At 35.8% G+C, this 25,927-nt stretch carries 28 protein-coding genes and 1 riboswitch; of the genes, 12 read left to right on the top strand and 16 right to left on the bottom strand.

Features of this window, described 5'->3' with window-relative positions; all coding sequences use genetic code 11:
* Nucleotides 1-80 precede the first annotated feature (80 nt).
* The gene (locus G3A47_RS04500; RefSeq protein ID WP_166920805.1) at nucleotides 81-731 is read left to right on the top strand and encodes a 4'-phosphopantetheinyl transferase family protein; all 651 of its coding nucleotides are present in this window, start codon (nucleotides 81-83) and stop codon (nucleotides 729-731) included.
* Here G3A47_RS04500 and G3A47_RS04495 read toward each other — a convergent pair.
* The 3 genes from G3A47_RS04495 to G3A47_RS04485 form a co-directional block, all read right to left on the bottom strand.
* A complete protein-coding gene (locus G3A47_RS04495) occupies nucleotides 713-1,132 on the bottom strand; it encodes a group III truncated hemoglobin (protein ID WP_166920803.1) in 420 nt (139 codons plus the stop codon). The two genes, G3A47_RS04500 and G3A47_RS04495, sit on opposite strands and share 19 nt — an antisense overlap.
* On the bottom strand, nucleotides 1,129-1,416 hold the full coding sequence (locus tag G3A47_RS04490; RefSeq protein WP_166920801.1) for a hypothetical protein: 288 nt from the start codon (nucleotides 1,414-1,416) through the stop codon (nucleotides 1,129-1,131). Before G3A47_RS04490 ends, G3A47_RS04495 begins: the two co-directional genes overlap by 4 nt.
* Nucleotides 1,417-1,496: 80 nt before the next feature.
* Nucleotides 1,497-2,093 (bottom strand): Crp/Fnr family transcriptional regulator, encoded by a 597-nt coding sequence (locus G3A47_RS04485; protein WP_166920799.1) that lies wholly within the window; start codon nucleotides 2,091-2,093, stop codon nucleotides 1,497-1,499.
* Between the two features lie 94 nt (nucleotides 2,094-2,187).
* Here G3A47_RS04485 and G3A47_RS04480 point away from each other — a divergent pair, with 94 nt between their 5' ends.
* The 5 genes from G3A47_RS04480 to G3A47_RS04460 all read left to right on the top strand — a co-directional run bounded on the left by G3A47_RS04480 (nucleotide 2,188) and on the right by G3A47_RS04460 (nucleotide 8,745).
* Complete coding sequence (locus G3A47_RS04480) at nucleotides 2,188-2,916, top strand: phosphoglycerol geranylgeranyltransferase (RefSeq protein WP_166920797.1); 729 nt, start codon at nucleotides 2,188-2,190, stop codon at nucleotides 2,914-2,916.
* Between the two features lie 36 nt (nucleotides 2,917-2,952).
* Nucleotides 2,953-3,576, top strand: coding sequence for a nicotinamide riboside transporter PnuC (gene pnuC / locus G3A47_RS04475; RefSeq protein ID WP_166920795.1), 624 nt, complete (start codon nucleotides 2,953-2,955; stop codon nucleotides 3,574-3,576).
* A complete protein-coding gene (locus tag G3A47_RS04470) occupies nucleotides 3,537-5,651 on the top strand; it encodes a DUF4301 family protein (protein ID WP_166920793.1) in 2,115 nt (704 codons plus the stop codon). Before pnuC ends, G3A47_RS04470 begins: the two co-directional genes overlap by 40 nt.
* Nucleotides 5,651-6,055, top strand: coding sequence for an alternative ribosome rescue aminoacyl-tRNA hydrolase ArfB (gene arfB / locus G3A47_RS04465; RefSeq protein ID WP_166920791.1), 405 nt, complete (start codon nucleotides 5,651-5,653; stop codon nucleotides 6,053-6,055). Before G3A47_RS04470 ends, arfB begins: the two co-directional genes overlap by 1 nt.
* A gap of 500 nt (nucleotides 6,056-6,555) precedes the next feature.
* Entirely contained in the window at nucleotides 6,556-8,745 is a 2,190-nt protein-coding gene (locus tag G3A47_RS04460) for a TonB-dependent receptor (RefSeq protein WP_166920789.1), read from the top strand.
* 296 nt (nucleotides 8,746-9,041) lie between these two features.
* On the opposite strand, the gene G3A47_RS04455 is transcribed toward G3A47_RS04460, so the two are convergent.
* Complete coding sequence (locus tag G3A47_RS04455) at nucleotides 9,042-9,458, bottom strand: Rieske (2Fe-2S) protein (protein ID WP_166920787.1); 417 nt, start codon at nucleotides 9,456-9,458, stop codon at nucleotides 9,042-9,044.
* Between the two features lie 155 nt (nucleotides 9,459-9,613).
* Here G3A47_RS04455 and greA point away from each other — a divergent pair, with 155 nt between their 5' ends.
* Both greA and G3A47_RS04445 read left to right on the top strand, forming a co-directional pair.
* Nucleotides 9,614-10,090, top strand: coding sequence for a transcription elongation factor GreA (gene greA / locus G3A47_RS04450; RefSeq protein ID WP_029271926.1), 477 nt, complete (start codon nucleotides 9,614-9,616; stop codon nucleotides 10,088-10,090).
* A gap of 34 nt (nucleotides 10,091-10,124) precedes the next feature.
* Nucleotides 10,125-10,511, top strand: coding sequence for an HIT family protein (locus G3A47_RS04445; RefSeq protein ID WP_166920785.1), 387 nt, complete (start codon nucleotides 10,125-10,127; stop codon nucleotides 10,509-10,511).
* Between the two features lie 40 nt (nucleotides 10,512-10,551).
* On the opposite strand, the gene G3A47_RS04440 is transcribed toward G3A47_RS04445, so the two are convergent.
* Nucleotides 10,552-11,703, bottom strand: coding sequence for a sensor histidine kinase (locus G3A47_RS04440; protein WP_166920783.1), 1,152 nt, complete (start codon nucleotides 11,701-11,703; stop codon nucleotides 10,552-10,554).
* 160 nt (nucleotides 11,704-11,863) lie between these two features.
* Between G3A47_RS04440 and G3A47_RS04435 the strand changes: the two genes are divergently transcribed.
* From G3A47_RS04435 to aat, 3 genes are all read left to right on the top strand, one after another.
* Nucleotides 11,864-12,739, top strand: a complete 876-nt coding sequence (locus G3A47_RS04435; RefSeq protein WP_166920781.1) for a flavin reductase family protein — start codon at nucleotides 11,864-11,866, stop codon at nucleotides 12,737-12,739.
* 29 nt (nucleotides 12,740-12,768) lie between these two features.
* Nucleotides 12,769-13,140 carry a DUF3127 domain-containing protein gene (locus G3A47_RS04430; protein ID WP_166920780.1) on the top strand — a complete coding sequence of 124 codons (372 nt, stop codon included), beginning with the start codon at nucleotides 12,769-12,771 and terminating at the stop codon, nucleotides 13,138-13,140.
* Nucleotides 13,141-13,234: 94 nt separating this feature from the next.
* Nucleotides 13,235-13,879: a leucyl/phenylalanyl-tRNA--protein transferase gene (gene aat / locus G3A47_RS04425; RefSeq protein ID WP_166920778.1), complete on the top strand. Its 645-nt coding sequence runs from the start codon at nucleotides 13,235-13,237 to the stop codon at nucleotides 13,877-13,879.
* Here the strand turns inward: aat and G3A47_RS04420 are convergent.
* The 11 genes from G3A47_RS04420 to G3A47_RS04370 form a co-directional block, all read right to left on the bottom strand.
* Nucleotides 13,863-14,573: a HesA/MoeB/ThiF family protein gene (locus G3A47_RS04420; RefSeq protein WP_166920777.1), complete on the bottom strand. Its 711-nt coding sequence runs from the start codon at nucleotides 14,571-14,573 to the stop codon at nucleotides 13,863-13,865. The genes aat and G3A47_RS04420 overlap by 17 nt on opposite strands.
* 53 nt (nucleotides 14,574-14,626) lie before the next feature.
* Entirely contained in the window at nucleotides 14,627-15,748 is a 1,122-nt protein-coding gene (gene thiH, locus G3A47_RS04415; RefSeq protein ID WP_166920775.1) for a 2-iminoacetate synthase ThiH, read from the bottom strand.
* A gap of 30 nt (nucleotides 15,749-15,778) precedes the next feature.
* Complete coding sequence (locus G3A47_RS04410) at nucleotides 15,779-16,156, bottom strand: GxxExxY protein (RefSeq protein ID WP_166920773.1); 378 nt, start codon at nucleotides 16,154-16,156, stop codon at nucleotides 15,779-15,781.
* 127 nt (nucleotides 16,157-16,283) lie between these two features.
* Nucleotides 16,284-17,060, bottom strand: coding sequence for a thiazole synthase (locus tag G3A47_RS04405; protein WP_166920771.1), 777 nt, complete (start codon nucleotides 17,058-17,060; stop codon nucleotides 16,284-16,286).
* A complete protein-coding gene (locus G3A47_RS04400) occupies nucleotides 17,041-17,679 on the bottom strand; it encodes a thiamine phosphate synthase (RefSeq protein ID WP_166920770.1) in 639 nt (212 codons plus the stop codon). Before G3A47_RS04400 ends, G3A47_RS04405 begins: the two co-directional genes overlap by 20 nt.
* A complete protein-coding gene (locus tag G3A47_RS04395; RefSeq protein WP_166920768.1) occupies nucleotides 17,669-18,424 on the bottom strand; it encodes a hydroxymethylpyrimidine/phosphomethylpyrimidine kinase in 756 nt (251 codons plus the stop codon). Before G3A47_RS04395 ends, G3A47_RS04400 begins: the two co-directional genes overlap by 11 nt.
* Nucleotides 18,391-18,981, bottom strand: a complete 591-nt coding sequence (locus G3A47_RS04390) for a thiamine phosphate synthase (protein WP_166920767.1) — start codon at nucleotides 18,979-18,981, stop codon at nucleotides 18,391-18,393. Before G3A47_RS04390 ends, G3A47_RS04395 begins: the two co-directional genes overlap by 34 nt.
* A gap of 179 nt (nucleotides 18,982-19,160) precedes the next feature.
* Complete coding sequence (gene thiC, locus G3A47_RS04385; protein WP_166920765.1) at nucleotides 19,161-20,984, bottom strand: phosphomethylpyrimidine synthase ThiC; 1,824 nt, start codon at nucleotides 20,982-20,984, stop codon at nucleotides 19,161-19,163.
* Between the two features lie 156 nt (nucleotides 20,985-21,140).
* Nucleotides 21,141-21,347, bottom strand: a complete 207-nt coding sequence (gene thiS / locus G3A47_RS04380; protein WP_166920763.1) for a sulfur carrier protein ThiS — start codon at nucleotides 21,345-21,347, stop codon at nucleotides 21,141-21,143.
* Nucleotides 21,348-21,433: 86 nt separating this feature from the next.
* Nucleotides 21,434-21,531, bottom strand: a riboswitch (TPP riboswitch).
* 159 nt (nucleotides 21,532-21,690) lie between these two features.
* A complete protein-coding gene (locus G3A47_RS04375) occupies nucleotides 21,691-22,254 on the bottom strand; it encodes a DNA-3-methyladenine glycosylase I (RefSeq protein ID WP_166920762.1) in 564 nt (187 codons plus the stop codon).
* 124 nt (nucleotides 22,255-22,378) lie between these two features.
* Nucleotides 22,379-23,050, bottom strand: coding sequence for a queuosine precursor transporter (locus tag G3A47_RS04370; protein ID WP_166920760.1), 672 nt, complete (start codon nucleotides 23,048-23,050; stop codon nucleotides 22,379-22,381).
* A 467-nt stretch (nucleotides 23,051-23,517) separates the two neighbouring features.
* Between G3A47_RS04370 and G3A47_RS04365 the strand changes: the two genes are divergently transcribed.
* Nucleotides 23,518-25,641 carry a M3 family metallopeptidase gene (locus tag G3A47_RS04365; protein WP_166920758.1) on the top strand — a complete coding sequence of 708 codons (2,124 nt, stop codon included), beginning with the start codon at nucleotides 23,518-23,520 and terminating at the stop codon, nucleotides 25,639-25,641.
* Nucleotides 25,642-25,927: the final 286 nt, after the last annotated feature.

Genomic DNA, 25,927 nt, shown 5'->3' with positions numbered 1-25,927 from the left:
AATTCTGTAACGGATTTTATCCTGAGATTTCAAAATAGTTCAGTACATATCATTTACAAATTATAATTCATAATAAAAAAATGCCTTTATTTCAGACCATACAGCACAACGAAACAACCAAAATTTTAATTTGGGAAATAACAGAATCTTTAGAAGAGTTACTGGATAAAGTTGTGTTGAAAGAAAAAACGCAATTGAGACTCAACGGAATGAAGTCCCTGATGCATCAACGTGCTTTTTTGAGCGTTCGTATGTTAATTCAGGAAATGGGTTTTACCGATCATGATTTACACTATGACGAATTCGGGAAACCTTATTTTTATTGTGATAATTATATTTCGATTACGCATTCGCACAACTTCGCTGCCATCATTATCAGCGAAGAAACCGTGGGGATTGATATGGAACTGCAACGCGAAAAAATCCTTCGCATTGCAGATAAGTTTACAGATTATGAATGCAGTTATTTAAAACCGGACTCGACATTAAAATATATAAAAAAGCTTACGGTGATTTGGGGAGCAAAAGAAGCTATCTTTAAAATTAGAAATGAAAAAGGGATTAGTTTCAAAGACCATATCCGGGTAAATTCTTTTTCTTTAAAAGAAGACAGCGCACAGGCCAGTCTTCATTTTGACGATTTGGTAAAAGATTTTGATGTACATTACAAAGAGATCAAATCAAATGCTTCGGGGCAAAATTTTACGCTCGTTTATGCTTTTGAGCAGTAAGTTTTATCCTCGGCCAATTTTTTCCGATGTTCAAACATGCTCATAAAAAGAAATGTTCCCATTTTTCTGGCTCGTCTTTTTAGGATTTCTGCATTTTCGCCTTCAAAAAGCTCCTCTAGAGTCTGAAACCAGTAGTTGAGCCAGATTCCAAATTCATTTGATGTGATTTTACCCTCAAAGTAGGTGTCAACTTCATTGTGTACTGCAAGAGGATTTCCGTCGTATTTTCTAACGGCAAACAGATTTGTTTCCCAAAAGTCCGTCAGCTTTTCCAGGTGGGCATCCCAGTCTTTTATCATGGTATTAAAATAAAAACCAATTTCATCATCGGCTCTAATTTTAGTATAGAAAGTTTGTACCAAAAGAGCAATATCGGCTCTGTTTTCTAGTTGTTTTCTCATGATATGATGTTGTTGATAATTATAAATAAGATGCTAAAGAACACACTTGTAAGGATTAAGTTAAAAACGGTTTTGTGACTCATTTGAGCTAAGATAGAAGTATTGGCAAATATATTGGTAAATACAATAACAGCCAGCTGAATCATTTGTGTTACTGATGTTCCGTTAGAAAGTACAAACATCGCTGCGGTAGCTCCCAGACAGCTTTGTCCAATTATTGCCATAGTAGCAGAACCAAAGTAACTTTTGTTGAAATTTTCGAATGTTGCGTTATAAAGTGTCATGATGTATAATTTTATAGTAACAAATTTACGACCATGATACACCATGGGTTTATGACTTAAATCATAAAATAAGAACTTTTTTAGCGGTATACTTTTCTGTTAATAATCTTTAAAAGTCCTTTCTTTTCTAAGGTTTTAATCGTCCTGATAACGGTCTCGACACGTAGTCCTGTTAAATCGCCAATTTGTTGTCTTGTAAAATTGATGAGGTAACCATTGGCCTCCTTTTTGAAGTTAAAATAAGCAATTCCGTGATCCATCAATTTTAAAATTAGATGCTCGGGTTCCTGAGTCGACATTTCTGCTGCCATAACCGATTTGTAATACAAACGCTGCGCTAAATTCTCAATTATTTTAAGGCTGATTGATGGATTTTCTTCCAGAAGCTTCATGAAACCCGATTTAGACAGGCAAAGAATTTCTGTATCCTCAACGGCAACGGCACTTGCAGGGTATTTTTGATTTAAAAATAAAGGAGGTTCACCAAAAGATTGGTCTTTGTAAAAGATTCCCTGAATAAATTCCCGTCCTTCATCATTGTAATTGTTCATTTTTATCTCGCCGGAAACAATTTGATAATAATGTGTCGGTAATTTTCCTTCTTCAAAAACGGTAGTAGTTTTTTCGTAGAATTTCTTTGAGGCGCCATATTTTTCTAAAAGAGGAGTAGCTATCATAAGTTGTTTCTTTTGTTTCAAAAGCCGTTACGCAAATATAATTTATTCAAAATAGTTCTTCTGGATTAAAAAACTTTTACTTTTACTGCCGATTATGAAACAAAAAACAACTGATATTTACCAACAAATTATTCAGGCCAAGATTGATGGACAAAAATTACTTGCCATACTTTTGGATCCGGATAAGATTGTTTGGGAGAATTTGGGTCACCTTTTACTTAAAATAAAGCAATCACCGGCAACACACATTTTTGTTGGAGGTAGTGTTGTTCAGACTACTATTCTGGAAGAATTAATGACAGAGTTAAAACAAAAAACAAATTTGCCCGTTGTCTTATTTCCGGGTGATCCGTCTCAGATTTCTTCTCAGGCCGATGCTATTTTGTTTTTGTCTTTATTATCCGGACGAAATGCAGATTATCTAATCGAATATCAGGTTCAGGCGGCACCAATTCTGAAAAAAACAAATCTTGAGGTCATTTCAACAGGATATATTTTAATAGAAAGCGGTAATGAAACAGCTGTAGCACGAGTAAGCAAAACACAACCTTTGGATCGTCAGGATCTGGACTTGGTTTTGGCAACAGCACAGGCTGGCGAAATGCTGGGGAATAAATTAATTTATCTGGAAGCAGGAAGTGGAGCAAAAGAAGCTGTCCCGTTAGAAATGATAACGTTAGTGGCTCAAAATGTTGAAATTCCGGTTATTGTTGGCGGAGGAATTGTAGATTTGCAAGGAATTCAAAAGGCGTATACCGCAGGTGCAGATTTAGTAGTAATTGGAACTGCTTTTGAGAATAATAGCCACTTTTTTGAAGCCTAAAAAGTAAAAAATAACAAACGGAAACAACCTGCTAAAATGATTGATTTTTTTCTTGAGAGTTATAAAAATGTTCCGCAATGGCACATCGCTTTGGAGTTTTTGGTTTTTGTGTGTGGAATCTTGAGTGTTTGGTTTGCCAAAAAAGAAAATATTTGGGTCTATCCAACGGGTTTAATCGCCACCGTAATTTCGGTTTACCTGTTATACGTTGCAGGTTATATTGGTGATATGATCATTAACGGTTATTTTTCTATAATGAGTATTTACGGCTGGTATGTGTGGGGAAAAGGAGGAACTGTTGAGGATAATCTGCCCATTACACGAACTAGTTTTAAAGAAAAAATAATAGGAGTTATATTGTTTTTAATAACTGTTTTTGTAGTTTTCGGGATTTATAAATATTTCGATTATGAAATCAAAAAGGACAATTATGTCGATATGATTGCGTCAGGAATATTTTTTGCAGGAATGTGGTACATGGCCAGAAAAAAAATCGAAAACTGGACACTTTGGATTATTGGTGATATTATTGTAGTGCCTCTCTATGCTTATCGTGGTTTAGGGATGTTGTCACTTCAGTATTTAATTTTTACAATTTTAGCTATTTCAGCTTATTTAGAATGGAGAAAAATCTTAGACAGCAAAAAACAACTATCATAAAAATTGCTTTGTTTGGTCCTGAAAGTACAGGCAAAACAACATTGGCAAAACAACTTGCTCAGTATTATGACACCGAGTGGGTTCCTGAGTTTGCGCGCGATTATTTGCAGGAAAAATGGGAGGAGAATCAGCATATCTGTGTAGCTGAAGATATGATGCCCATTGCTTATGGACAGGTAGCGCTGGAAAACGAAAAGCTTGCTGCGGCTAACAAATATTTGTTCTGCGATACCAATCTGATGGTTACCAAGGTTTTTTCTGAAATGTACTACGGATTTTGTGATGTGCTTTTAAATGAAGCTGCATTGGAGCACGATTACGATCTGTTTTTCCTGACCGATATTGATGTACCATGGGAAAAAGACGACTTAAGAGATACTGCTGACGGAAGAGAAACGGTGTTTTCTGTTTTTAAACAAACTTTAATTGATACTAAAAAACCATTTATTACACTTTCGGGGGATAAAGAAAGTCGTTTAGCAAAAGCGACAGCTATCATTAATAATCTGACAATTGCTAAAGGAAGAGGATTTTCGTCTGCTGATTTTGTAGAGATTTACGAGCATGGAATTCCTTTTGAGAAAATTTTGAAACAACTGAAAATTTTTAAAAACGGAATTGCAAAGAGTAATTTAATAAGTCCGGCAACCGTAAATAAAGGCATTTTAAGCCTTACGGAAAAGGATTTTGAAGAGAAAGCCAGTTTTTTTGACCTTCAAAAATCAGAATTGAAATTAAAGAAATTTGTTCCGGCCTCAGGGGCTGCGAGTAGGATGTTTAAATTTTTGACTGCTTTTCTGAATGATTTTGATATTCGAACAGAAACTATAAATGCTTATATAAATAGAAAGAAAGACAGTAATTTGTCCATTTTTATTGTAGCGATGGATAAGTTTCCTTTTTTTGAGACTTTAGATAAAAAGCTTCGGGAAATCTATCCTGATTTTGAAACCTTAGAGAGAGATTATAAAAACTATTATTTTATAAAATTGTTACTCTCAGCTGAATATTTTGATTTTGCAAATAAACCCAAAGCAGTTCTGCCGTTTCATCAGTATGCAACCCATATTGCCAATCCGATAGAAGAGCATTTAAATGAATGTGTGCATTATGCTACGGCAAATCAAGTTTCAAATTTGCATTTTACGGTTTCAGAAGTGCATCAGAATCAGTTTGAAAAAAAGGTTGCTTTAGTCAAAGAGAAAGTAGAAAAAGCATCTGGGGTTCAAATTAATATCGGTTATAGTTACCAAAACAAAAGTACAGATTCGATTACGGTTGATGTTAAAAACAAGATTGTAAGAGATAGTAAAGGAGCATTGGTTTTCAGACCGGGTGGACATGGAGCTTTGATTGAAAATTTAAATGAACTGGATGCGGATATTATCTTTATAAAAAACATAGACAACGTAATTCAAAATCATATTGATAAAATTACCTTATACAAAAAGGCTTTGGCGGGGATTTTACTTGAAATTCAGCAAAAAGTTTTTGGTTATTTAAAAGTAATTGAAAGTCAGGAAATAAAAGAAAATGAGGTTTCGGAAATGGTTGATTTTTTAACTCAAAAACTCAATATTCAGATGACCAAAGATTTTGATAAGTTTACTTTTGAAAACAAAATTATTAAAATTGAAAGTTTGTTAAACAGACCGATCAGGGTTTGCGGAATGGTTAAAAATGAAGGAGAGCCCGGAGGCGGACCATTCTGGGTTATGAATGCGAAAGGGAAAGTTTCGCTGCAGATTGTAGAAGCATCACAAGTAGATTTAACCAATAAAAAACAACTTGAAATTCTGGCAGAAGCGACCCATTTCAATCCGGTTGATTTGGTTTGTGGAATAAAGAATTATAAAAACGAAAAATTCAATCTGAATGAGTTTGTAGATTCAAAAGCGGGTTTTATAGTCGAAAAAAGTGTGGATGGGAAAGCCGTAAAGAGTTATGAGCTGCCAGGTTTGTGGAATGGTGCAATGGCAAATTGGCTGACTATTTTTGTTGCAGTTCCTTTAATAACTTTTAATCCTGTAAAAACAGTAAACGATTTATTAAAACCGGCACATCAACCACAGTAATGAATACCGAAAAAATACAATCAGAATTACATTTTAAAGCCGTTAGAAGTAGTGGTGCCGGCGGGCAAAATGTAAATAAAGTATCTTCAAAGGTAGTTTTGACCTTTGATTTGAATGCATCCGGTGCTTTGTCTGAAGAAGAAAAAATGCTTTTAAAGACTAATTTGGCTACACGTTTAACATCAGAAGATATGCTGATCTTAAACTGTGATGAAGACAGAAGTCAGATTAAGAATAAGGAGATCGTTGTAAAGCGCTTTTTAGAAATCATTAAAAAAGGATTGTTTGTTCCGAAAGTAAGAAAAGCGACTAAGATTCCTAAAGCCGTTATTAAAAAAAGAATCAAAGACAAAAAAAATGTCTCAGAGATAAAGCAGTCCAGAAGAAAACCTAATTTAGAGTAATCCTTCGGCTTCGCTCAGGATGACATCGGGTATTGATTTGCCTTTGTTGGAATTTGTCCTTCGGCTTCGCTCAGGATGACATCGGGTATTGATTTGACTTTGGTGGAATTTGTCCTTCGGCTTCGCTCAGGATGACAACGGGCGTTGATTTGACTTTGGTGGAATTTGTCCTTCGGCTTCGCTCAGGATGACATCGGTTATTGATTTATCATTGTTGGAATTTGTCCTTCGGCTTCGCTTAGGATGACACGGGTGTTGATTTATCCTTGTTGGAATTTGGAATTTTATGATTTGGAATTTAACTTTTTAGCCCTACATTTGCCCCGTCTCAAAGGGGTGCTCTAAATAACGAGCTGAGATCATACCCAAAGAACCTGAGCGAGTAATGTTGCTAAGGGAAAAACGACAAATTTTAGTGTGAATACTCTATTTTGGCGTGAAACAATTTTATTAATTTAACAAAAGAATAATTCCCCCTTTTATTCGTAATTTTTTTACGGATGAAAACTATTTCAAGTTTTAAAAAAGGTACTGAGGTACTAAGTTGTAAAGGCTCTAAGTTTTTAAGAAAAAGAAGCTTTCAGCTCTTTTCCTTTATTTTATTTTCTTCTCAGATTTCTTTTTCCCAACAACAAGATTCAACCAAAGTCAATCAGCTGGATGATGTGTTAGTTTCGGCTGTTCGTGTTACCACAAAAACACCGGTATCCTTTAGTAATATGGATAAAAAGGAAATTCAATTTAGAAATCTTGGTCAGGACATTCCTATTCTAATGAATTATTTACCTTCAGTAGTTACCACTTCTGATGCCGGAAATGGTATGGGTTATACCGGAATTCGAGTGCGTGGTAGTGATGCTACAAGAGTTAACGTTACTATCAACGGAATTCCATATAACGATGCCGAAAGTCAAGGTACATTCTGGGTGAATATGCCCGATTTTGCCTCATCAGTTGAAAGTTTGCAATTGCAGCGTGGGGTTGGAACTTCAACCAATGGTTCCGGAGCTTTTGGTGCCAGTTTAAATATGCTGACAGACAAGTATGCTTCGAAAGCCAATGGAGAAATTTCAAATTCTTTCGGAAGTTTTAATTCTCGTAAACATACTGTAAAATTCAGTACAGGACTTCTTAATGATCATTTTGAAATCGCCGGACGTTTGTCTGTCTTAAAATCTGACGGATATGTAGACAGAGCAAGTTCAGATTTAAAATCGTACTTTTTGCAGGGTACCTATGTTGGTAAAACTACTTTAGTTAAAGCCTTAGTTTTTGGTGGAACAGAAAAAACATACCAGTCATGGAACGGAATTGATGGTGAAACATTAAAGAAAGATCGTACCTACAATTCAGCAGGAAAATATAAGGATGCAGCAGGAATTACTCATTTTTATGATAATGAAACAGACAATTACAAACAAGATCATTTCCAGTTGCATTGGAGTGAATCAGTTTCTGAAAAATGGAGCACTAATTTAGCATTTCATTATACAAAAGGATTAGGGTATTATGAGAATTATAAATACGATACGCCTGTTGCAGGTTATGGAGGAATTAATCCAACTAAAATGGTTGAAGATGACATGGGGGTATTAGTTCCGGGGACAGACCTAATTCGTCAGAAATGGTTGGATAATGATTTTTACGGAACCACTTTTTCTGCAAAATATAAAGACGAAAAACTCGATGTTATCTTTGGTGGCGGATGGAATAAATACGATGGAGAGCATTATGGAAAAGTAATCTGGGCAAGAAATTCAGGTCAGACAGAGTTAGGAGATCGTTACTATGATAATTTTTCTACAAAAACAGACGGTAATGTTTTTGCCAAAGCCAATTATCAAATAACAGATAAATTGAGTTTTTATGGTGATTTACAATACAGAAGAGTGACTTACAAAGCCAATAGTAAGGAAACCGGTATAGTTGACGATGATTTTAATTTTTTCAATCCAAAAGCGGGTTTGAATTTTGAAATCAATGATAAGAATATCTTGTACTTCTCTTATGCAAGAGCAAATCGTGAGCCAAACAGAAATGATTATGAAGGAGGAAAAGTGAGACCGGAAAAATTAAATGATTTCGAATTGGGATGGAGATTCAATTCCGAGAAATTCCAACTGAATACGAATGTATATTATATGGCTTACAAAGATCAATTGATTCTAACAGGAAGATTAGATGATGTTGGAGCTCCTATTCGTTCAAACAGTGAGAAAAGCTACCGCTTAGGTCTTGAGGTAGATGCAACGATTGCGCTTTCGGAACAATTAATTCTTCGTCCGAACTTTACTTTGAGCAGTAACAAAAATGTTGATTTGGCTGTAGACGGACAAAATTACGGAACAAAAAATATTGCCTATTCTCCGTCAGTTATTGCAGGAAACATTATTGTGTATAGCCCGATTAAAAGTTTGCATCTTTCTTTATTACAGAAATTTGTCGGAGAGCAATACATGAATAACATCGAATTGCCGGAAGCTAAATTGGTTGATTATTTTGTAAACGATTTCAATGTTTCTTATGAAATAAAACCAAAATCGGTTTTTAAATCAATTATGATTACCGGTTTGGTAAATAATATTTTAGACAAACAGTATGTGTCGAATGGGGCAATGTGGGATATTTACCCATCGTATTATCCTCAGGCAGGAATTAATTTCTTAGCAGGATTAACGCTGAAATTCTAATTAGAGATCAAAAAAACAAAAAGCCTGAAAGTTTTTATTTCAGGCTTTTTAGTTTAATTAATTCAAGTTGCTGGTTACTAGTTGTAAAATGTAAAATGTGAAAAGTAATAGGTTTTGTTTAATTGATTACTATCTTACTTTGTACGAACGTATAGTTACTGCGGATCACTGAAATACAGTAACAATTCATCTAGATTCTATCGGCTTGTCTAAAGGCAAGAAGAATCCGCTAAACAAAACATGTACCCTTTCATACTGTCATATCACATTTTACATTTCACATCTAACAACTTGAGTTAATTATAAATATGAATTACGGTTCCGTTTAGTTGAACACGATATTGTTTCAGTGGGTATTCTTTGTCTCCAAGTCCGGAGAACAAATTGTAGGAGCTTTTGTCACAAGAGCAAATAGCATTTATTCCTTCAATTTTCATGGCAGTACAGGCATTTAAAGGCTCATTAGGACAAGCGGCATCAAAAGCATTGTAAGTTCCTTCACCGGTTTTGATAACAATTAATCCTTGCGCACCGTAATTGGGAACAAAAATAGGATTGCTAACAAATTTCAAATTGCTGTACAAAGGCAAACTAGTGTCCAGATACGCATTTACAGAGTAATTTGGTATGTTTGGGTTTTTGTTGCTTCTTCCGCTGTCACTACAGGAAAAAAGTACAGAAACCAGGAGGGTTAATAGCCAGATTTTTTTCATTATTTAAATAAGAATTAGTGAAACAAAATTAAATTATTTAGATTTGAATTCCATATGATTAACATATAATTATGTACTATAAAAAATAATAGTATATTTGTAATAAGAAATCCCGTTCCGATGGGATTTTTTGTATTTATATAAACGATGAAGTTATGAGTAAAGTATCTTATTATACCGCAGAAGGATTAAAAAAACTAAAAGATGAATTGGAGCACTTAAAAAGTGTAATGCGTCCAAAGGCATCTCAGGATATAGCAGAGGCAAGAGACAAAGGCGATTTATCTGAAAATGCAGAATATGATGCCGCTAAGGAGGCACAAGGACTGTTAGAAATGAGAATTGCTAAATTAGAAGAAGTATATTCAAACGCAAGATTAATAGATGAATCACAATTAGATGTCTCTAAAGCATTGGTGCTTTCAAATGTTAAAATCAAGAACCAAAGCAACGGAATGGAAATGAAATATACGTTAGTTGCAGAAAGTGAAGCAGATCTTAAAACCGGAAAAATTTCAGTAACATCTCCTATTGGGAAAGGGTTGCTTGGAAAATCGGTTGGAGAGGTTGCAGAAATCACGGTACCTAATGGTGTTTTGAAATTTGAGATTCTTGAAATCTCAAGAGACTAGTTCTAATTGTTGAACCCTTTAAGAATAGTAAAGAATGAGCATATTTGTTAAAATCGTTAACGGAGAAATTCCGGCTTATAAAATTGCTGAAGATGATAATTATTTGGCATTTTTAGATGTAAATCCAAATGCCAAAGGACACACACTTTGTATTCCGAAACAGGAAATCGATAAGATTTTTGATATGGAAGACGAATTGTATTTAGGCTTAATGAAGTTTTCTAAGAAAATTGCGATTGCTTTAGAAAAAACAGTTCCTTGCAAAAGAGTCGGAATGGCGGTAGTAGGTCTGGAAGTACCTCATGCGCATGTGCATTTAATTCCATTGAATGAAATGGATGAAATGCGTTTTCAAAACAAAGTATCACTTTCTAAAGAAGAATTTGAAGCTTTAGCCAAAAGTATTCAGGCGAATTTATAATGGGTCTTAAAAATAGTCAAAGTGCAGTTGAATTTAGTTTTTACTGCACTTTTTTATTTAATTGAATCTGAAAAGTAGTTCCTTTTCCCAGTTCAGAATGTAAAACTTTTATTTTACCGTTATGGTATTCCTCTACAATTCTTTTGGTTAGAGAGAGACCGAGTCCCCAACCGCGTTTTTTAGTAGTATAGCCGGGTTCAAAGATAGTTTTAAATTGTTTTTTCTGAATTCCTGTACCCGAATCTTTTACATTTATCTTTACGTTATGAGCGTCCTGTTCAATTTGAAGCTCTAAACTTCCTTTTCCTTTCATGGCGTCAATTGCATTTTTGACCAAATTTTCAATGGTCCAACTATGCAAAATAGGGTTTATTGAAACTAAAATGGGTTCTTTCGGAACCTGATGTGAAAAAGCAACCTGCTTAGAAAAACGAGATTCTAAGTATTTGTAACTATTTAAAGTCTCTGTAACAATATCGTGCACTTCTAAAACGGGAACAGATCCTATTTTTGAAAAACGATCTGTAATAGTTTGAAGACGTTCCACATCCTTTTCGATTTCTGATGTGATGGACTGATCAATTTCTTCTGTTTTTAAAATCTCGACCCAGCCAATTAAAGAAGACAAGGGTGTACCAATCTGATGTGCTGTTTCTTTTGCCATCCCGGCCCAAAGTTTATTCTGAATAGCCATTTTGGTACTTCTGTAGAAATTATAAATCAGAGCGCCAAAAAGAAAGATAATGAGCAATAAAGCAATCGGATAGTACTTAAGTTTATTCAGTAAGGACGAATTACCATAATATAATTTTTGGTATTTCCCGGGAGCATATTCAAAGACAATAGGCTCATTTTCATTTTTTAAGCCATTTAAAAATGCCATTGACTTTTTTTCATCCTGCAAGACTGCTTCGGGAACATTTCTTGTCGTCAGGATTTTGTCATACATGGTGAGAATAACCGGAATAGAATTGTTGTTACTGGAAATCTGAAGCGGAAGTTCAAGATCTGTATTTTCATCGGCGTTAATCAATGCAATCTGAGCATTGGCTAATAATTTCATTTTTATCCTTTCTTCATTTTTAAAAATTTGAAAAAAAGTATAAGTGTTCCAGAGAATCAGGGAAATGATTAAAAAGGAGATGCAGATAATAACCCAACGGGTAGTATTTCTTCTTTCAGAAAAAAACATATTTTAATTTTTGTGGTATAAATATAACGAAATAAACACATTTAATATTTTGCGATGCTTAAAAGTTTTTTTGTTTTTAAGTCTAAAGTATTTCTTTGGCAAAAACGATTTCTATACTTTTGTACTCGCCCGAAAAGAGATTCGGTTAAAACAAAAACATATGATTAGTATTAACCCAAAAGAGATTCCGACAGCAAAATTGCATGGTTATTTGCAGAGCGCCGTTGGGCCAAGACCTATTGCCTTTGCAAGTACGATTAGCGAAAAAGGAATTCCGAATTTGTCACCGTTTAGTTTCTTTAACGTGTTTAGTGCCAATCCGCCAATTTTGGTTTTTTCACCTTCAAGACGTGTACGCGACAATACGATTAAACATACTTTAATCAATGCTGAAGCAACCCGTGAAGTGGTAATCAATGTGGTGAATTATGATTTAGTGCAACAAACATCTCTGTCCAGTACAGAATATGGAGAAGGGGTAAATGAGTTTATAAAGGCCGGATTGACACAAATTCCGTCAGATTTGGTAAAACCATACCGCGTAAAAGAATCTCCGGTGCAATTTGAGTGCAAAGTCACGCAGATAATTCCGTTAGGAACCGAAGGCGGAGCAGGGAATCTGATTTTATGTGAAGTAGTGAAAATGCATATTCACGAAGCTGTTTTAGATGAAAATGGTGCTATTGATCAACATAAAATTGACCTGGTTTCAAGACTGGGAAGTAATTGGTATTCAAGATCAAACCAAGGACTTTTTGAAGTGCCAAAACCCCTAACCACTTTAGGGATCGGAGTAGATATGATTCCGGATTTTATCAAAGAAAGTGCTGTTTTTGATGGAAATGATCTGGGTAAACTCGGGAATATAGAAACCTTGCCTACAATAGAAGAAGTTAGTATATTTGTAAAAGAAAACTTTTCGGTGAAAGGAGTTTTAAGCTCTGATGATGTGGAAAAAGTACATTTAGAGGCTAAAAAATACCTAAATGAGGATGATATAACATCAGCTTGGAAAGTGCTTTTGGCTAAGAAATAAGAAAGAAACAATAATTAATATAAACGAAGATGGAAGTTACAGGAAGAGTAAAAGTGATTAACCCGGAGCAACAAGTTAGTGCCTCATTTAAAAAAAGAGAATTAGTTGTTACTACTGATGAGCAATATCCACAACATATTTTAATCGAATTTACACAAGATAAATGCGATTTGTTAAGTAGCTATAAGCAAGGAGAAGCAGTAAAAGTTTCTATCAATTTAAGAGGAAGAGAATGGGTTAATCCACAAGGAGAGGCTAAATATTTCAATAGTATTCAAGGTTGGAGAATCGAAAGAGTAGGTAATGAAGCACCTTCACAAGCGCCACCAATGCCAGCTGCAGAATCTTTTGCTCCTGCTACAAGCATAAACGACAACGAACCGGACGATTTACCTTTCTAAAAGAAAGTAAATTCCAATAGAAAATAAATTCCAAATTCCAATTCATTCATATAATTGGAATTTGGAATTTTTGTTTTGATTTTTTTTGAAAAAGATGTATTATATAACTAAAGATTTAGTTTTTCCTCCGGTCTCAGAAGCCGACGAAGAGGGGATTCTGGCCATTGGAGGAGACTTAAGTCCGGAACGTTTAAAGTTAGCTTACAAAAGCGGAATCTTTCCTTGGTTTAATGAAGGTGAACCTATTATTTGGTGGTCACCGGATCCCAGAATGGTTTTGTTTCTGGATGAATTGATTGTGTCCAAAAGCATGCGGAATGTTTTAAACAGGAAGCAGTTTAAAGTGACCCTTAATAAAGATTTCAGAGCGGTTATTTCAAATTGCCAAAAGATAAAACGAGACGGTCAAAACGGAACCTGGATTTCAAATGAAATGATTGATGCCTATTGTACTCTTCACGATATCGGAATAGCAAAATCTGTTGAGGTTTGGCAGGATGAGGTCTTGGTTGGGGGTTTATACGGAATTGATATGGGACATGTTTTTTGCGGCGAAAGTATGTTCTCAAAAGTATCCAATGCATCAAAAGTTGCCTTTATTGCTTTGGTTGAATATTTAAAAAGAGAAAATTATAAACTCCTCGATTGTCAGGTTTATAATTCGCATTTAGAAAGTTTGGGCTGCCGTGAAATTGATCGGGAGGTGTTTATGGAAATACTCCTCAAAACTTCAGTTTAGTAAAGCTCCAGTTTGTGGTATCAAAAAGTACCAATTCATTCCTTAAAGTAAGTAGTTCTAAAATCAATTTTAAAGTCTCATGCGCCATCATAGTACCAATCATTCCGGGTAATGTTCCCAAAACACCATTTAGATCGCAATTAGGGACATCTTTAGGATCGGGCATTTCAGGGAATAAATCGCGTAAATTTTTACTGCCGTTATGATTAAAGACAGCAAGTTGTCCTTCAAATTTTAAAATACTGCCGTAAACCAATGTTTTTCCCAGGTCGACACAGGTATCATTGACCAAATAACGAGTAGTGAAATTATCGGAACCATCCACGATAAGGTCAAATTGAGAAAGGATTGACGAGGCATTTTTGGGAGTAAGTTTCTCTTCAAAAGCGATAACCTTAATTAAAGGATTTAGCTGTTCCAATTTTTGTTTAGCGGTTAAGGCTTTTGACAGTCCAACCTGATCTTCGGTATACAAAATCTGACGATGCAGATTGTGTATTTCAATGGTGTCAAAATCGACAATACCAATTGTTCCAATTCCTGCCGTTGCAATGTATTGCAGAATCGGACAGCCTAAACCACCCGCACCTATAACCAGTACTTTTGCATTTTTGATTTTTTCCTGACCCTCATCGCCGATTTCCGGAAGTATGGTTTGTCTGTTGTAACGTAGAAATTCTTGTATGATGCTCATTTTTTTTGTGAAATGTGGAGTGTGAAATGTGAGATGTGAAACTTGGAGTGGGTTTAGAAAGTTTGGCTGAAGGTTCGGTCCCAGTCTTTCCAAACCGGTTCGTAGCCTGATTTTTTTATGATTTGGGCTATTTCTTCTGCTGATCTTTCGTCACTGATTTCAAATTGTTCTAAGGATTGTGGGTCGACCACATAACCGCCGGGATTGGTTTTGGAGCCGGCACTCATGCTTGTTGTTCCAATCGGGATGATATTATTTCTGAATTTTTCGTTTTCACGGGTCGAAATGGAAATTTCCAGATCCTCATTCCATAAGCGGTAAGCGCAGATTAGTTGCGTAAGGTCTTTGTCGTCCATGATAAAATTAGGCTCGATAATTCCTTCGGCAGGGCGTAATCTCGGGAAGGAAACAGAGTATTTCGTTTGCCAATACTTCTTCTGTAGGTAATCGATATGTAGAGCATTAAAAAAACTATCGGTTCGCCAGTCTTCTAAACCCAGTAAAACTCCTAATCCTATTTTGTGAATTCCAGCCGTTCCCACTCGGTCGGGAGTCTCTAATCTGAAATCGAAATTGGACTTTTTTCCTTTGGTGTGGTATTTTTTGTAGACTTCCTGATGGTAGGTTTCCTGATAGACTAAAATCGAGTACACACCGGCTTCATGCAAACGCTCATATTCTTCGGTAGAAAGGGGTTGTACTTCTGCCGAAATAATCGAAAATTGCTCTTTTATCTGCGAAATAGCATTTAGGAAATAGTTAATGTTTACCGTATAATTAGCTTCACCTGTCACCAGTAAAACATGATCAAAACCGGTTTTTTTTAAGGCTTCTACTTCAATTTTAATCTCAGCGTCTGAAAGTGTTTTTCTTTTGATTTTGTTGTCTAAGCTAAAACCGCAATAGGTACAGATGTTTTGACATTCGTTGCTTAAATACAAAGGCGCATACATTTGAATCGTTTTGCCAAAACGTTTTTTGGTGAGCTCATGACATTGTTGTGCCATTACCTCTAAATAAGGAAGCGCGGCAGGTGAAATCAATGCTAAAAAATCATCGAGATTGCGTTTGGTTTTAGCCAATGCCTGTTCGACTTCACGGGCCGAAGTTTGGTATATTTTGGATTGAATGGAATTCCAATCGTAGTCTTTAAATACCGATTTAAATGTTTTCATTTTGTTCTTTTTTCACGCAGATTTAGCAGATTAGATTTTATTTACTATTCGATTAATATTATCTAAAATATTTACACAATTAAAATTGACTAATAGACCTAATTTCTTGTTTGTTAATTTCAGGTAAGTCGATAATTGTTTAAAATGAATTGCTTTTAATTCCTCAACAGATTTCAATTCAATAATTACTTTATCTTCAATTAATAAATCAAGTCGAAGTGTAATGTCCAAATGAATATTATCATACTTAACAGGCAATTCTATTTGCTTTGTAACCTTTAATCCATCCTTTTTTAATTGATAAAATAAAGCGCTTTCGTAGACTGATTCTAATAGACCTGGCCCTAACGTATTGTATACTTTAAAAATTGATCCTCTTATTCTATATGAAATTTCATTTTCTAACATCTTCTTAAATTTAAAATATCAATACATAAAATTAAGAATTTTCTTTCTTTTTAAATGAAATTTGTTACACGCAGATTTTGCAGATAAAAAAATCAGCTTAATCTGCAAAATCTGCGTGATAAATAAATTAGTCATACAAAAAAGAAGTCAAAGGACTGGAAGCAATGGCATGATTGTATTGTTTTCCCAGTTTGGCTTCAAAAGCTTTTCTGCCCGCGATTACAGCTTCTTTAAACGCTTCGGCCATTAGTTCCGGATTTCCGGCTACGGCAATAGCAGTATTAACCAAAACAGCATCGGCACCCAGTTCCATTGCTTTTGCGGCATCAGAGGGAGCACCAATACCGGCATCAACAATTACTGGGACCGTACTTTGTTCTATTATTATTTCTAAGAAATCTATAGTTTTTAATCCTTTATTGCTTCCAATTGGCGATCCCAAAGGCATGACGGCGGCAGTTCCGGCATCCTCTAAATGTTTGCATAAAACCGGATCGGCATGAATGTAGGGAAGAACGATGAAACCCAATTTTGCCAGTTCTTCGGTTGCTTTTAAAGTCTCAATTGCGTCGGGCATTAAGTATTTAGGGTCTGGATGTATTTCGAGTTTCAGCCAGTTTGTTTCTAAGGCTTCACGTGCTAATTGTGCAGCAAAGATGGCTTCTTTGGCATTTCTGGCACCCGATGTATTGGGTAACAAATGAATCCCCGGGTGTTTTAAATGCGTTAAAATAGTTTCCGTATCGGTTTCTAAATCAATTCGTTTTAAGGCAACGGTTACTAATTCGCTTTCTGAGGCTAGAATTGCACGTTCCATTTCGAGATTGGAACCAAACTTCCCTGTTCCTAAAAATAGGCGGGAGCTTAAGGTTTTATCACCAATATTAAATAACGACGTTTGCATATAATTTTTCGTTTAATTGTTGAATGAGCTTTTCTTTCTGATCGCTTTTTGTGATGAGTCCGGAAACGGCAATGCCGTGAACCCCAATTTCCATTAATTTCTCAATATCTGTCGAAACAATGCCGCCAATAGCATAAACCGGAATTTCAGAATGGTTGTCTTTTAATTTTTGAAAGATTTCAGCATAACCTTCAAAGCCCAGAATAGGACTTAATTTTTCTTTTGTTGTGGTAAATCGGAGTGGTCCCAAACCAATATAATCGCAACCGTTTGTAATATGATTTTGAATGTCTTCAAATGTATTGGCTGTTGCTCCAATGATTTTGGTATCTCCTAAAATGGCTCTCGCTTCTTCGATTTTGGTATCTAAAAGACCAAGATGTACTCCGTCGGCAGCAATTTGTTGCGCGAGATATACATTGTCGTTTACAATAAAATTGGCCAGGTATTCTTCACATAAAAATTTTACTGCTTCAGCCAGCGCAAAACAGTTTTTAGTATTTTGATTTTTGAAACGCATCTGAACCCAATCACAACCACTGTCCAGTGCTTCGTGAATGTTATACAATTGTTTTTCGATTGTATTTCCCTGCGAGATGTATTGTAATTTATTGTACATAATGATATCCGATTAATGTTGAAGTTGAACTCAGGTATTGTTCTATGTAGGTTTTGGCATTTATACAAGCTTCTTTTTCATCTTGACACAATGCAAGATTTGAGGCAATAGCAGCCGAAAGAATACAGCCGGAGCCATGTTTTTCGAAGCATTTTTTTTCAGAAGGGGGTAACTCAATTATTTCATTTTTTAGAAAAAGGCAATCTGTACCAATTCTGGTGGAATTGTGTCCTCCTTTGAGTAAAATAGCTGTTGCAATCTCGTTTTTTATCCAAAGATTGTTGGATAAGAAACCGGGAAACAGCAGTTCGATTTCATTGTAATTGGGCGTAATTAAATCTATTTTAGATAAGATTTTATGAAAATCCAAATCAGTTGTAACTTCCATAAATTCAAATTCTGTAGTTGATTTCAGGACCGGATCCCAAACAATTTTTGTCGTTGGGGACAGTAATTTTATGGTCGAAAGAATGCGGTTTAAATAAGGTAAACTTGGCGTGATTCCGATTTTTACTGCTTTGATTTTATAATTTTCGAACAAAGTTTCAATAGAGCGAAGTACAAAACTTAAATCGGTCCATTGAATTTGATAGAACTGACTTTCGGTCTGAATGGTATTGGCAGTTGAAATAGCAAAACCCGTAACCTGATGCTGTTCAAAAGTTTTAACATCTGCCAGAACACCGGCACCGCCAGTGGGATCAAAGCCGGCTATAGTGAGTACGAAAGGACGATTTTCTGACATGATTTAAATTGGTTTACAGGGTTTTTATGATTCCAGATAGCGCCCAAAAGTGCAATGCCATCAAAACCGTTTTCGAGCGTTGTTTTACTATTTTCGGGAGAGATTCCGCCTAAGGCAATAAGCTTAGTTTTAAGGTTTCTTCTTGATTTTATTGCTTCAAACAAATCAATTTCAGAAGCGTAATTGTTCTTCGATATACTTTTAAAAACAGGACTTAAAAATGCATATTCAAAATTTGAATCCAATTGATTAAAATCGGTAATCGAATGAGAAGAGGTGGAAACCGTCTTATTTTTAAAAGGAAAAGCTAAAACCCGATTTCGCTCTTTCTCAGAAAAATGAATTTTATCAATACCAAAATCGCCGGCAATCTGATGATGAGTATGCAAGATCAACTTTGACCTGAATTCAGGTTTTATTTGCTGAATAAAATGAGTCATTTCAATTTCAGTAAACTCCGGTTTTCGAACATGAAATAGCGATAGCCCTTCCTCAAAAAGAGAATGGATGATGCTGATTTCGTTTGCTACGGCAACTGGATTTGATATGACGATCATTTTTGATTAATGTAAAATGTATAATGTATAATGTAAAATGTAAGATGTAAAATGTAAGATGTAAGATGTAAAATGTATAATGTAAGATGTGAAGATAGCGTGATAATTAATTAGTCTCTCGTTTTTCACATTTTACATCTCACAAATGACATCTCACAAATCACATTTCACAAGAAGCTCTAGATGTAGATTTCTTTTCCTTGTTCGATAAACTCTTCTGATTTTTCCTGCATGCCTTTTTCTGCAGCGGCAACATCGCGAATTTCCTGTGATATCTTCATGGAGCAGAATTTTGGTCCACACATCGAGCAGAAATGGGCAATTTTAGCACCTTCGGCGGGAAGTGTTTCGTCGTGAAATTCTCTGGCGGTATCCGGATCCAGAGATAAATTAAACTGATCTTCCCAACGGAATTCAAAACGGGCTTTACTCAAAGCGTTATCACGGTATTGTGCACCCGGATGTCCTTTGGCTAAGTCGGCGGCATGGGCTGAAATCTTGTAGGTGATTACACCGTCTTTTACGTCTTTTTTATTTGGTAAACCCAAATGTTCTTTTGGGGTAACGTAACACAGCATGGCGCAACCGTACCAACCAATCATAGCAGCGCCAATGGCAGATGTAATGTGATCATAACCCGGAGCAATATCTGTTGTTAAAGGGCCTAGGGTGTAAAAAGGAGCTTCGTTACAATGTTCTAACTGTTTGTCCATGTTTTCTTTAATCATATGCATCGGTACGTGACCAGGGCCTTCTATAAAAACTTGTACATCGTGTTTCCAGGCTATTTTTGCCAGTTCTCCCAAAGTTTCCAGCTCGGCAAATTGTGCCGCATCATTGGCATCGGCAATAGAACCCGGACGTAAACCATCTCCTAAAGAAAAAGCCACATCATACTGTTTCATGATTTCGCAGATTTCTTCAAAATGGGTGTATAAGAAGTTTTCTTTGTGGTGAAATAAACACCATTTCGCCATAATAGATCCGCCTCGGGAAACAATTCCGGTCACGCGGTCTGCGGTTAAGTGTATGTAGCGCAATAAAACTCCGGCATGGATCGTAAAATATGAAACTCCCTGTTCTGCCTGCTCAATTAATGTATCACGGAAAACTTCCCAGGTTAAGTCTTCGGCTATTCCTTTTACTTTTTCTAAGGCCTGATAAATAGGCACCGTTCCAATCGGAACGGGAGAGTTGCGGATAATCCATTCTCTGGTTTCGTGAATGTTTTTTCCCGTAGATAAGTCCATAATCGTATCTGCTCCCCAACGACAAGCCCAAACGGCTTTTTCTACTTCTTCTTCGATACTTGAAGTCACGGCACTATTTCCAATGTTGGCATTTATTTTTACAAGAAAATTTCGGCCTACGATCATCGGTTCGCTTTCAGGATGGTTGATGTTGTTCGGAATAATGGCACGTCCGATAGCTACTTCACTGCGAACGAACTCCGGTGTGATTTTGCTTTTCGGCGTATTGGCCCCAAAGCTATGTCCTGCGTGCTGACATTGCATGGCCTTAGTTTGTTCGTTTAAAAGCTCGATTCGTTGGTTTTCACGAATCGCGATATATTCCATTTCCGGTGTAATGATTCCTTGCTTGGCGTAATACAATTGGGTTACGTTTGCTCCTTTTTTGGCTCTTTTCGGCTGATGTAAATATTCGAATCGTAAATGGTTTAAGTTTCCGTCTTTCAATCGCATTTGCCCGTAATCGGATGTTATCTCAGACAAGATTTCTACATCATTTCGTTCTAAAATCCATTCTTCTCTTAAACGAGGTAAACCTTTGCGGATGTCAATGTTGATATCCGGATCGGTATAAGCACCAGACGTATCATAAATAGTTATTGCCGGATTCTTTTCTGTTCCACCGTTAGAAAGTCGTGTGTCGCTTAAAGAGACTTCACGCATAGCTACTTTTATAGGGTGTATTTCACCATTTACATATATTTTCTTGGAATTTGGAAATGGCGTTCTGGATATTTGTTCTTCGTTTGTCATTTTTTTTATGTGTGAAATGTTGTGTGTTGTGTGTTGTGAGATGTTTCCTGTAGAGACGCACAGCAGTGCGTCTCTACTACGTGCGTCTCTACGTGCGTTTCTACGATTGGAATTTGGAATTTATCCCCGATAGAATCAGTATTGGAATTTTAATTTTTATCCCCCTTGTGTAGCAGAAATAATCAGGATATCATCGGTTTCCTGAATGAAATGAGTATTCCAGTCCGGTTTTGGAATTACGGTGCTGTTTATAGCAATGGCGATTCCGTTTTGTTTGTTCGGAATTTCGAGATCGAGCAATGACTGAATGCTAAGAGTTTCAGCATTGAAATGTTTGATTTGTTGGTTGATTTTTAGTTCCATTCCTTTTAGATTTAGTGTGTTACAGAAACGTATTACTGCGTTTCCTTACTCTAGGAATGGCCACTATTGCACATAGGAGTGCATCAGAAAGTCATCTTACTTTTCCCTACGCTAGTATGAACTAGATCAGGTTCAGAGGGTAAAATCTCAGCCTGCAATGTTGCAGACACCCCTAAAGTGTGAAGCAAATATAATAAAAATTTGTTTAAAAAGGTTTCGGGGGTAAAGTTTTGAGTTGTGGGTTTTGAGTTGTGGGTTGTGGGAACGTTAAGTTTTATATCTCAATTACGTCTAGTTAGGAAACTTGAAACTTGAAACCTGAAACCTACTGCAAATTTCCTTTTTATCGATTCCTTGTCCAGCAGTCTTCGACATGGTCGTTGACCATTCCGGTGGCTTGCATATGGGCGTAAATCACGGTGGAACCGACAAATTTAAAGCCTCTTTTTTTTAAATCTTTACTGATTTCGTCAGATAGCGGAGTGGTGGCGGGAACGTCTTTTAAGGTTTTTGGCGTATTTATGATAGGTTTTCCGTCTGTGAATTTCCAGATATAATCTGAAAAACTGCCAAATTCTTCCTGTATTTTTATAAAGGCTTGGGCGTTTGTAACGGCGGAACGAATTTTTAATTTATTGCGAATAATTCCTGTATCTTCAAGTAAAGATTCGATTTTGTCTTCGGGATAATTGGCAATTTTTTTATAGTCGAAATGATCAAATGCGATTCTGAAATTTTCTCTTTTATTTAATATGGTAATCCAGCTTAAACCGGCCTGAAAAGTTTCAAGAATTAAGAATTCAAATAAGGATGCGTCGTCATAAACGGGAACGCCCCATTCTTCGTCATGGTATTTTTTGTATAAATCACTGGCAGAGCACCAGCCACATCGTATTTTGTTTTCCATTCTTTTTTTGTACTCTTTTTTTTAGAAATAAAATCTATGTTTCTATATGTTAAGTATAATTTTTATGACCCGAGTGAAGCTAATTGACAAAGTAATCGTACCCAAAGGTTAATCCTGTATTTTCTTATTTTTTGTATGGTTGTTCAGAGTGGTCTTTTTCGAGATATTTTTTAATTAAATGATGCCCCAGATAAATCAACGGAGTTAACAAAATGGCAACCGAAAGTTTGAAAATATAGCCCGTTAGTCCCGATGAAATAAAAGTATCAAAATCAATTTTTCCGGGTAACCAAAAAGCAATTCCAAGAACAATAAAAGAATCAAATAGTTGAGAGATTACAGTTGAACCGGTAGCTCTGAGCCATATTTTTCCTTCACCTGTTCTGTTTTTGAAAAACCAAAAGATCCAGACGTCAATCAGCTGAGAAACCATAAAAGCGATAAGGCTACCGACAATAATCCACATACTCTGTCCGAAGACGGCTTGAAACTGTTGGTCGTTTACAGGGCTGATGCCTTTTGCAGCCGGAACTACAATAGCCATAAACAAGATAAGGAAAGCATAAGCAATCAGGCAGGCTGTTATAAAAGAAAGTTTTTTAACGCCTTTCTCTCCAAAATATTCATTGATCAAATCTGTGGTAAGAAAGACAATTGGCCAGGGCAGAATCCCAATACTCATTACAAAGGGACCAATCTGGATTAGTTTTCCTCCAATTAATTCAGCGACTACAGCATTGGTGATAAAAATTCCTGCAAGAACAACAAAGACAATTTCTTTTCGGGTTTTAAACATGTGTTTTGTGATTAATGTGTCAAATTTAAGTTATTTCTTTAAAATTTGGATCGTTTGAATTTAAATTAAATAATTCGGGTTGTGGGGGGATGTGAGTTGTGGGTTGTGGGTTGTGAGCTGTAAAATGTGAAATGTAAAATGTAAAATGTAAAATGTGAAATGTAAGGCTGGGAAGAGGTCAGTTTTGTTTACGGGAGTCAAATTTTAATTAATTTAAGTTGTTGGTCTAAAAAAATAAAAAGTCCGTGTCAAAAAATGAGAAATTTTGATTTACATCGATTGCCTCCAAGTTAAAACGGGAGGCAATTCAAATAAAACTTACCATATTCATCATCTTACATTTCACAACCGACGACTTGAATTAAATAAGAGCATAAAGTAGGTGAGAAGTTAAATTTTTCTTTTCAATGTTGTTTTTGGTTATTTTTGGAGGAATTACAAAATTTACTTAATACCACAGCAAATTAATGATTACAAAAAAAATAATTGGAATTGTTCTTATGAGTACAACCTTTTTTGCGTCGAACGCACAGACCAATACGGAAAACCCGTTACTTAAAAAATGGACAGGTCCTTATGGAGGTGTTCCTGCTTTTAATGAGTATAAGGTTTCGGACTTTAAACCGGCAGTTCAGTTTGCCATTCAGGAAAAATTGAATGAAGTTGATGCTATTGCCAATAACCCAAAAGCGCCAACTTTTGATAATACTATTGCGGCTCTGGAACGTTCCGGAAAAACCATCACGAGAATTTTTACGGTTTATGGGATTTACAGATCTAACATTAGCAGTCCGGAATTTAGTGCTGTGGATACTGAATTGTCTCCAAAATTTTCTGAGTTTTCGGATAAAATCAATCAGAATAAAAAGCTTTTCGAAAGAATTGAGACTTTGTATAACTCAAAAGAAAGTAAAAAACTTAGCGGTGAGCAGCAAAGATTGATTTGGTTGTACTATACTGATTTTGTTCGTGAAGGGGCGAAGTTAAATAATGCAGACAAAGAAAAAGTAGCTAAAATCAATAAAGAATTGGCAACACTTTTTACCCGATTCAGCCAAAATTTACTGGCAGAAGAACATAATCAATATGTGGCTTTAAAAACCGAAGCAGATTTTGATGGTCTTCCTGCTGAACTAAAAAATGCTGCTATAGCAGAAGCGAAAGAAAGAAAATTAGATGTTTTGGGTTGTATTGCGAACACGCGTTCTTCTATTGAACCTTTTCTGACGTTCTCTAATCGCAGAGATTTAAGAGAAAAAGCGTTTGCTATTTTTGTGAAACGTGGTGATAACGGGAATGCGAATGATAATAATTCGACTTTAGTTTCGATTTTGAAATTACGTACAGAAAAAGCTAAAATACTAGGTTTTCCATCATTCGCGCATTGGAGTTTGTCTAATAAAATGGCAAAAGATCCGCAGAAAACGATAGACTTAATGATGTCGGTTTGGAAACCGGCTGTAAATAAAGTGCAGGAGGATGTGACTGAAATGCAGAAAATTGTTGATGCAGAAGGAGGTAAATTTAAAATTGAGCCTTGGGATTATCGCTATTATGCTGAAAAAGTTAGAAAAGCAAAATATGACTTAGATCAAAATGAAGTTAAACCTTATCTGCAGTTAGAAAATTTACGTGAGGGAATGTTTTGGGTTGCAGGTGAATTGTTTAATCTAAAATTCAAGCAAATCACAGATGTTCCGGTTTATCATCCGGATGTGCGTGTTTGGGAAGTGAGTAATAAAATAACGGGTAAAGTTGTGGGATTATGGTATTTTGATCCTTATGCACGTGCAGGTAAACGCTCCGGTGCATGGATGAATGCTTACCGTGATCAACAGAAATTAGACGAAGATGTTCTGACAATTGTGTCTAACAATTGTAATTTTATTAAAGGAACTGCAAACGAGCCGGTTTTAATTTCGTGGTCAGATGCTACTACTTTATTCCATGAATTTGGTCATGCACTTCATGGTTTGTGTTCAGATGTTACCTATCCGAGTTTAGCAGGAACAGCTGTTGCCAGAGATTATGTAGAGTTTCCTTCTCAATTGTTGGAGCATTGGTTAGCAACTCCTGAAGTGTTGAATAAATTTGCGTTACATTACAAAACAAATGAGCCATTGCCTCAGGCATTAGTAGACAGAATAGAGAAAGCGGCTGATTTTGGTGAAGGTTTTGCAACAGTTGAAACGATTTCAAGCTCATTGATCGATATGAAGCTTCATTTAGCAACAGGGACTATTGATCCTCATAAATTTGAAAAAGAAACCTTAGACGCGCTGGATATGCCGTCAGAGATTGTAATGCGTCACAGAATTCCACAGTTTGGGCATATTTTTTCAAGTGATGGATATGCGGCAGGGTATTACAGTTATTTGTGGGCAGATGTCATAAATGCAGATGCCTGGGAAGCTTTCTTAGAAGGAAAAGGGCCTTATGATAAAGAGGTTGCAAAACGACTTTATGATAATGTGTTTAGTATTGGAAATACAATTGATCAGGAAAAAGCATATGAAAAGTTTAGAGGAAGAGCTCCTAAGTCTGATGCTTTAATGAGAGCCAGAAATTTTCCTGTTGCTGGTAAAAAGTAAAAAGTAAAAAGTGAAATGAATCAAGTCTGAAGTTATTTGGGCTTGATTTATAAAATGTCACTTTGAGTTGAAGGCTTGGTTCATCTTAAATTTAATTAATTCAAGTTGCTGGTTTGTTATTTGGTTTGATTATAATCTTAATATAAATAATGTAAGTTTTAGGACATAGACTAGTCTAAAAATCAAAACGCATCCCTTTTGGTACTTACTTTTTACATTTCACTTCTCACATAAAACAAAAGCTAGTTATAATAAAAAAGCCCGAATAAATTAATATTCGGGCTTT

It is taken from the genome of Flavobacterium poyangense, from assembly GCF_011751075.1.
GTDB lineage: Bacteria > Bacteroidota > Bacteroidia > Flavobacteriales > Flavobacteriaceae > Flavobacterium > Flavobacterium poyangense.
The sequence above is the reverse complement of the archived record's forward strand: the minus strand, read 5'-3'. Positions and strand labels throughout refer to the sequence as shown.

Coding starts and splice junctions, on each gene's coding strand:
- G3A47_RS04490 (WP_166920801.1), bottom strand. CDS start 1,416: ATGACACTTTATAACGCAACATTCGAAAATTTCAACAAAAGTTACTTT.
- pnuC (WP_166920795.1), top strand. CDS start 2,953: ATGATTGATTTTTTTCTTGAGAGTTATAAAAATGTTCCGCAATGGCAC.
- thiS (WP_166920763.1), bottom strand. CDS start 21,347: ATGGAACTAAAAATCAACCAACAAATCAAACATTTCAATGCTGAAACT.
- G3A47_RS04445 (WP_166920785.1), top strand. CDS start 10,125: ATGAGCATATTTGTTAAAATCGTTAACGGAGAAATTCCGGCTTATAAA.
- G3A47_RS04430 (WP_166920780.1), top strand. CDS start 12,769: ATGGAAGTTACAGGAAGAGTAAAAGTGATTAACCCGGAGCAACAAGTT.
- G3A47_RS04460 (WP_166920789.1), top strand. CDS start 6,556: ATGAAAACTATTTCAAGTTTTAAAAAAGGTACTGAGGTACTAAGTTGT.
- G3A47_RS04455 (WP_166920787.1), bottom strand. CDS start 9,458: ATGAAAAAAATCTGGCTATTAACCCTCCTGGTTTCTGTACTTTTTTCC.
- thiH (WP_166920775.1), bottom strand. CDS start 15,748: ATGAAAACATTTAAATCGGTATTTAAAGACTACGATTGGAATTCCATT.
- G3A47_RS04500 (WP_166920805.1), top strand. CDS start 81: ATGCCTTTATTTCAGACCATACAGCACAACGAAACAACCAAAATTTTA.
- G3A47_RS04435 (WP_166920781.1), top strand. CDS start 11,864: ATGATTAGTATTAACCCAAAAGAGATTCCGACAGCAAAATTGCATGGT.
- G3A47_RS04390 (WP_166920767.1), bottom strand. CDS start 18,981: ATGATCGTCATATCAAATCCAGTTGCCGTAGCAAACGAAATCAGCATC.
- G3A47_RS04495 (WP_166920803.1), bottom strand. CDS start 1,132: ATGAGAAAACAACTAGAAAACAGAGCCGATATTGCTCTTTTGGTACAA.
- thiC (WP_166920765.1), bottom strand. CDS start 20,984: ATGACAAACGAAGAACAAATATCCAGAACGCCATTTCCAAATTCCAAG.
- aat (WP_166920778.1), top strand. CDS start 13,235: ATGTATTATATAACTAAAGATTTAGTTTTTCCTCCGGTCTCAGAAGCC.
- greA (WP_029271926.1), top strand. CDS start 9,614: ATGAGTAAAGTATCTTATTATACCGCAGAAGGATTAAAAAAACTAAAA.
- G3A47_RS04420 (WP_166920777.1), bottom strand. CDS start 14,573: ATGAGCATCATACAAGAATTTCTACGTTACAACAGACAAACCATACTT.
- arfB (WP_166920791.1), top strand. CDS start 5,651: ATGAATACCGAAAAAATACAATCAGAATTACATTTTAAAGCCGTTAGA.
- G3A47_RS04440 (WP_166920783.1), bottom strand. CDS start 11,703: ATGTTTTTTTCTGAAAGAAGAAATACTACCCGTTGGGTTATTATCTGC.
- G3A47_RS04410 (WP_166920773.1), bottom strand. CDS start 16,156: ATGTTAGAAAATGAAATTTCATATAGAATAAGAGGATCAATTTTTAAA.
- G3A47_RS04405 (WP_166920771.1), bottom strand. CDS start 17,060: ATGCAAACGTCGTTATTTAATATTGGTGATAAAACCTTAAGCTCCCGC.
- G3A47_RS04395 (WP_166920768.1), bottom strand. CDS start 18,424: ATGTCAGAAAATCGTCCTTTCGTACTCACTATAGCCGGCTTTGATCCC.
- G3A47_RS04485 (WP_166920799.1), bottom strand. CDS start 2,093: ATGATAGCTACTCCTCTTTTAGAAAAATATGGCGCCTCAAAGAAATTC.
- G3A47_RS04400 (WP_166920770.1), bottom strand. CDS start 17,679: ATGTACAATAAATTACAATACATCTCGCAGGGAAATACAATCGAAAAA.
- G3A47_RS04470 (WP_166920793.1), top strand. CDS start 3,537: ATGGAGAAAAATCTTAGACAGCAAAAAACAACTATCATAAAAATTGCT.
- G3A47_RS04365 (WP_166920758.1), top strand. CDS start 23,518: ATGATTACAAAAAAAATAATTGGAATTGTTCTTATGAGTACAACCTTT.
- G3A47_RS04370 (WP_166920760.1), bottom strand. CDS start 23,050: ATGTTTAAAACCCGAAAAGAAATTGTCTTTGTTGTTCTTGCAGGAATT.
- G3A47_RS04480 (WP_166920797.1), top strand. CDS start 2,188: ATGAAACAAAAAACAACTGATATTTACCAACAAATTATTCAGGCCAAG.
- G3A47_RS04375 (WP_166920762.1), bottom strand. CDS start 22,254: ATGGAAAACAAAATACGATGTGGCTGGTGCTCTGCCAGTGATTTATAC.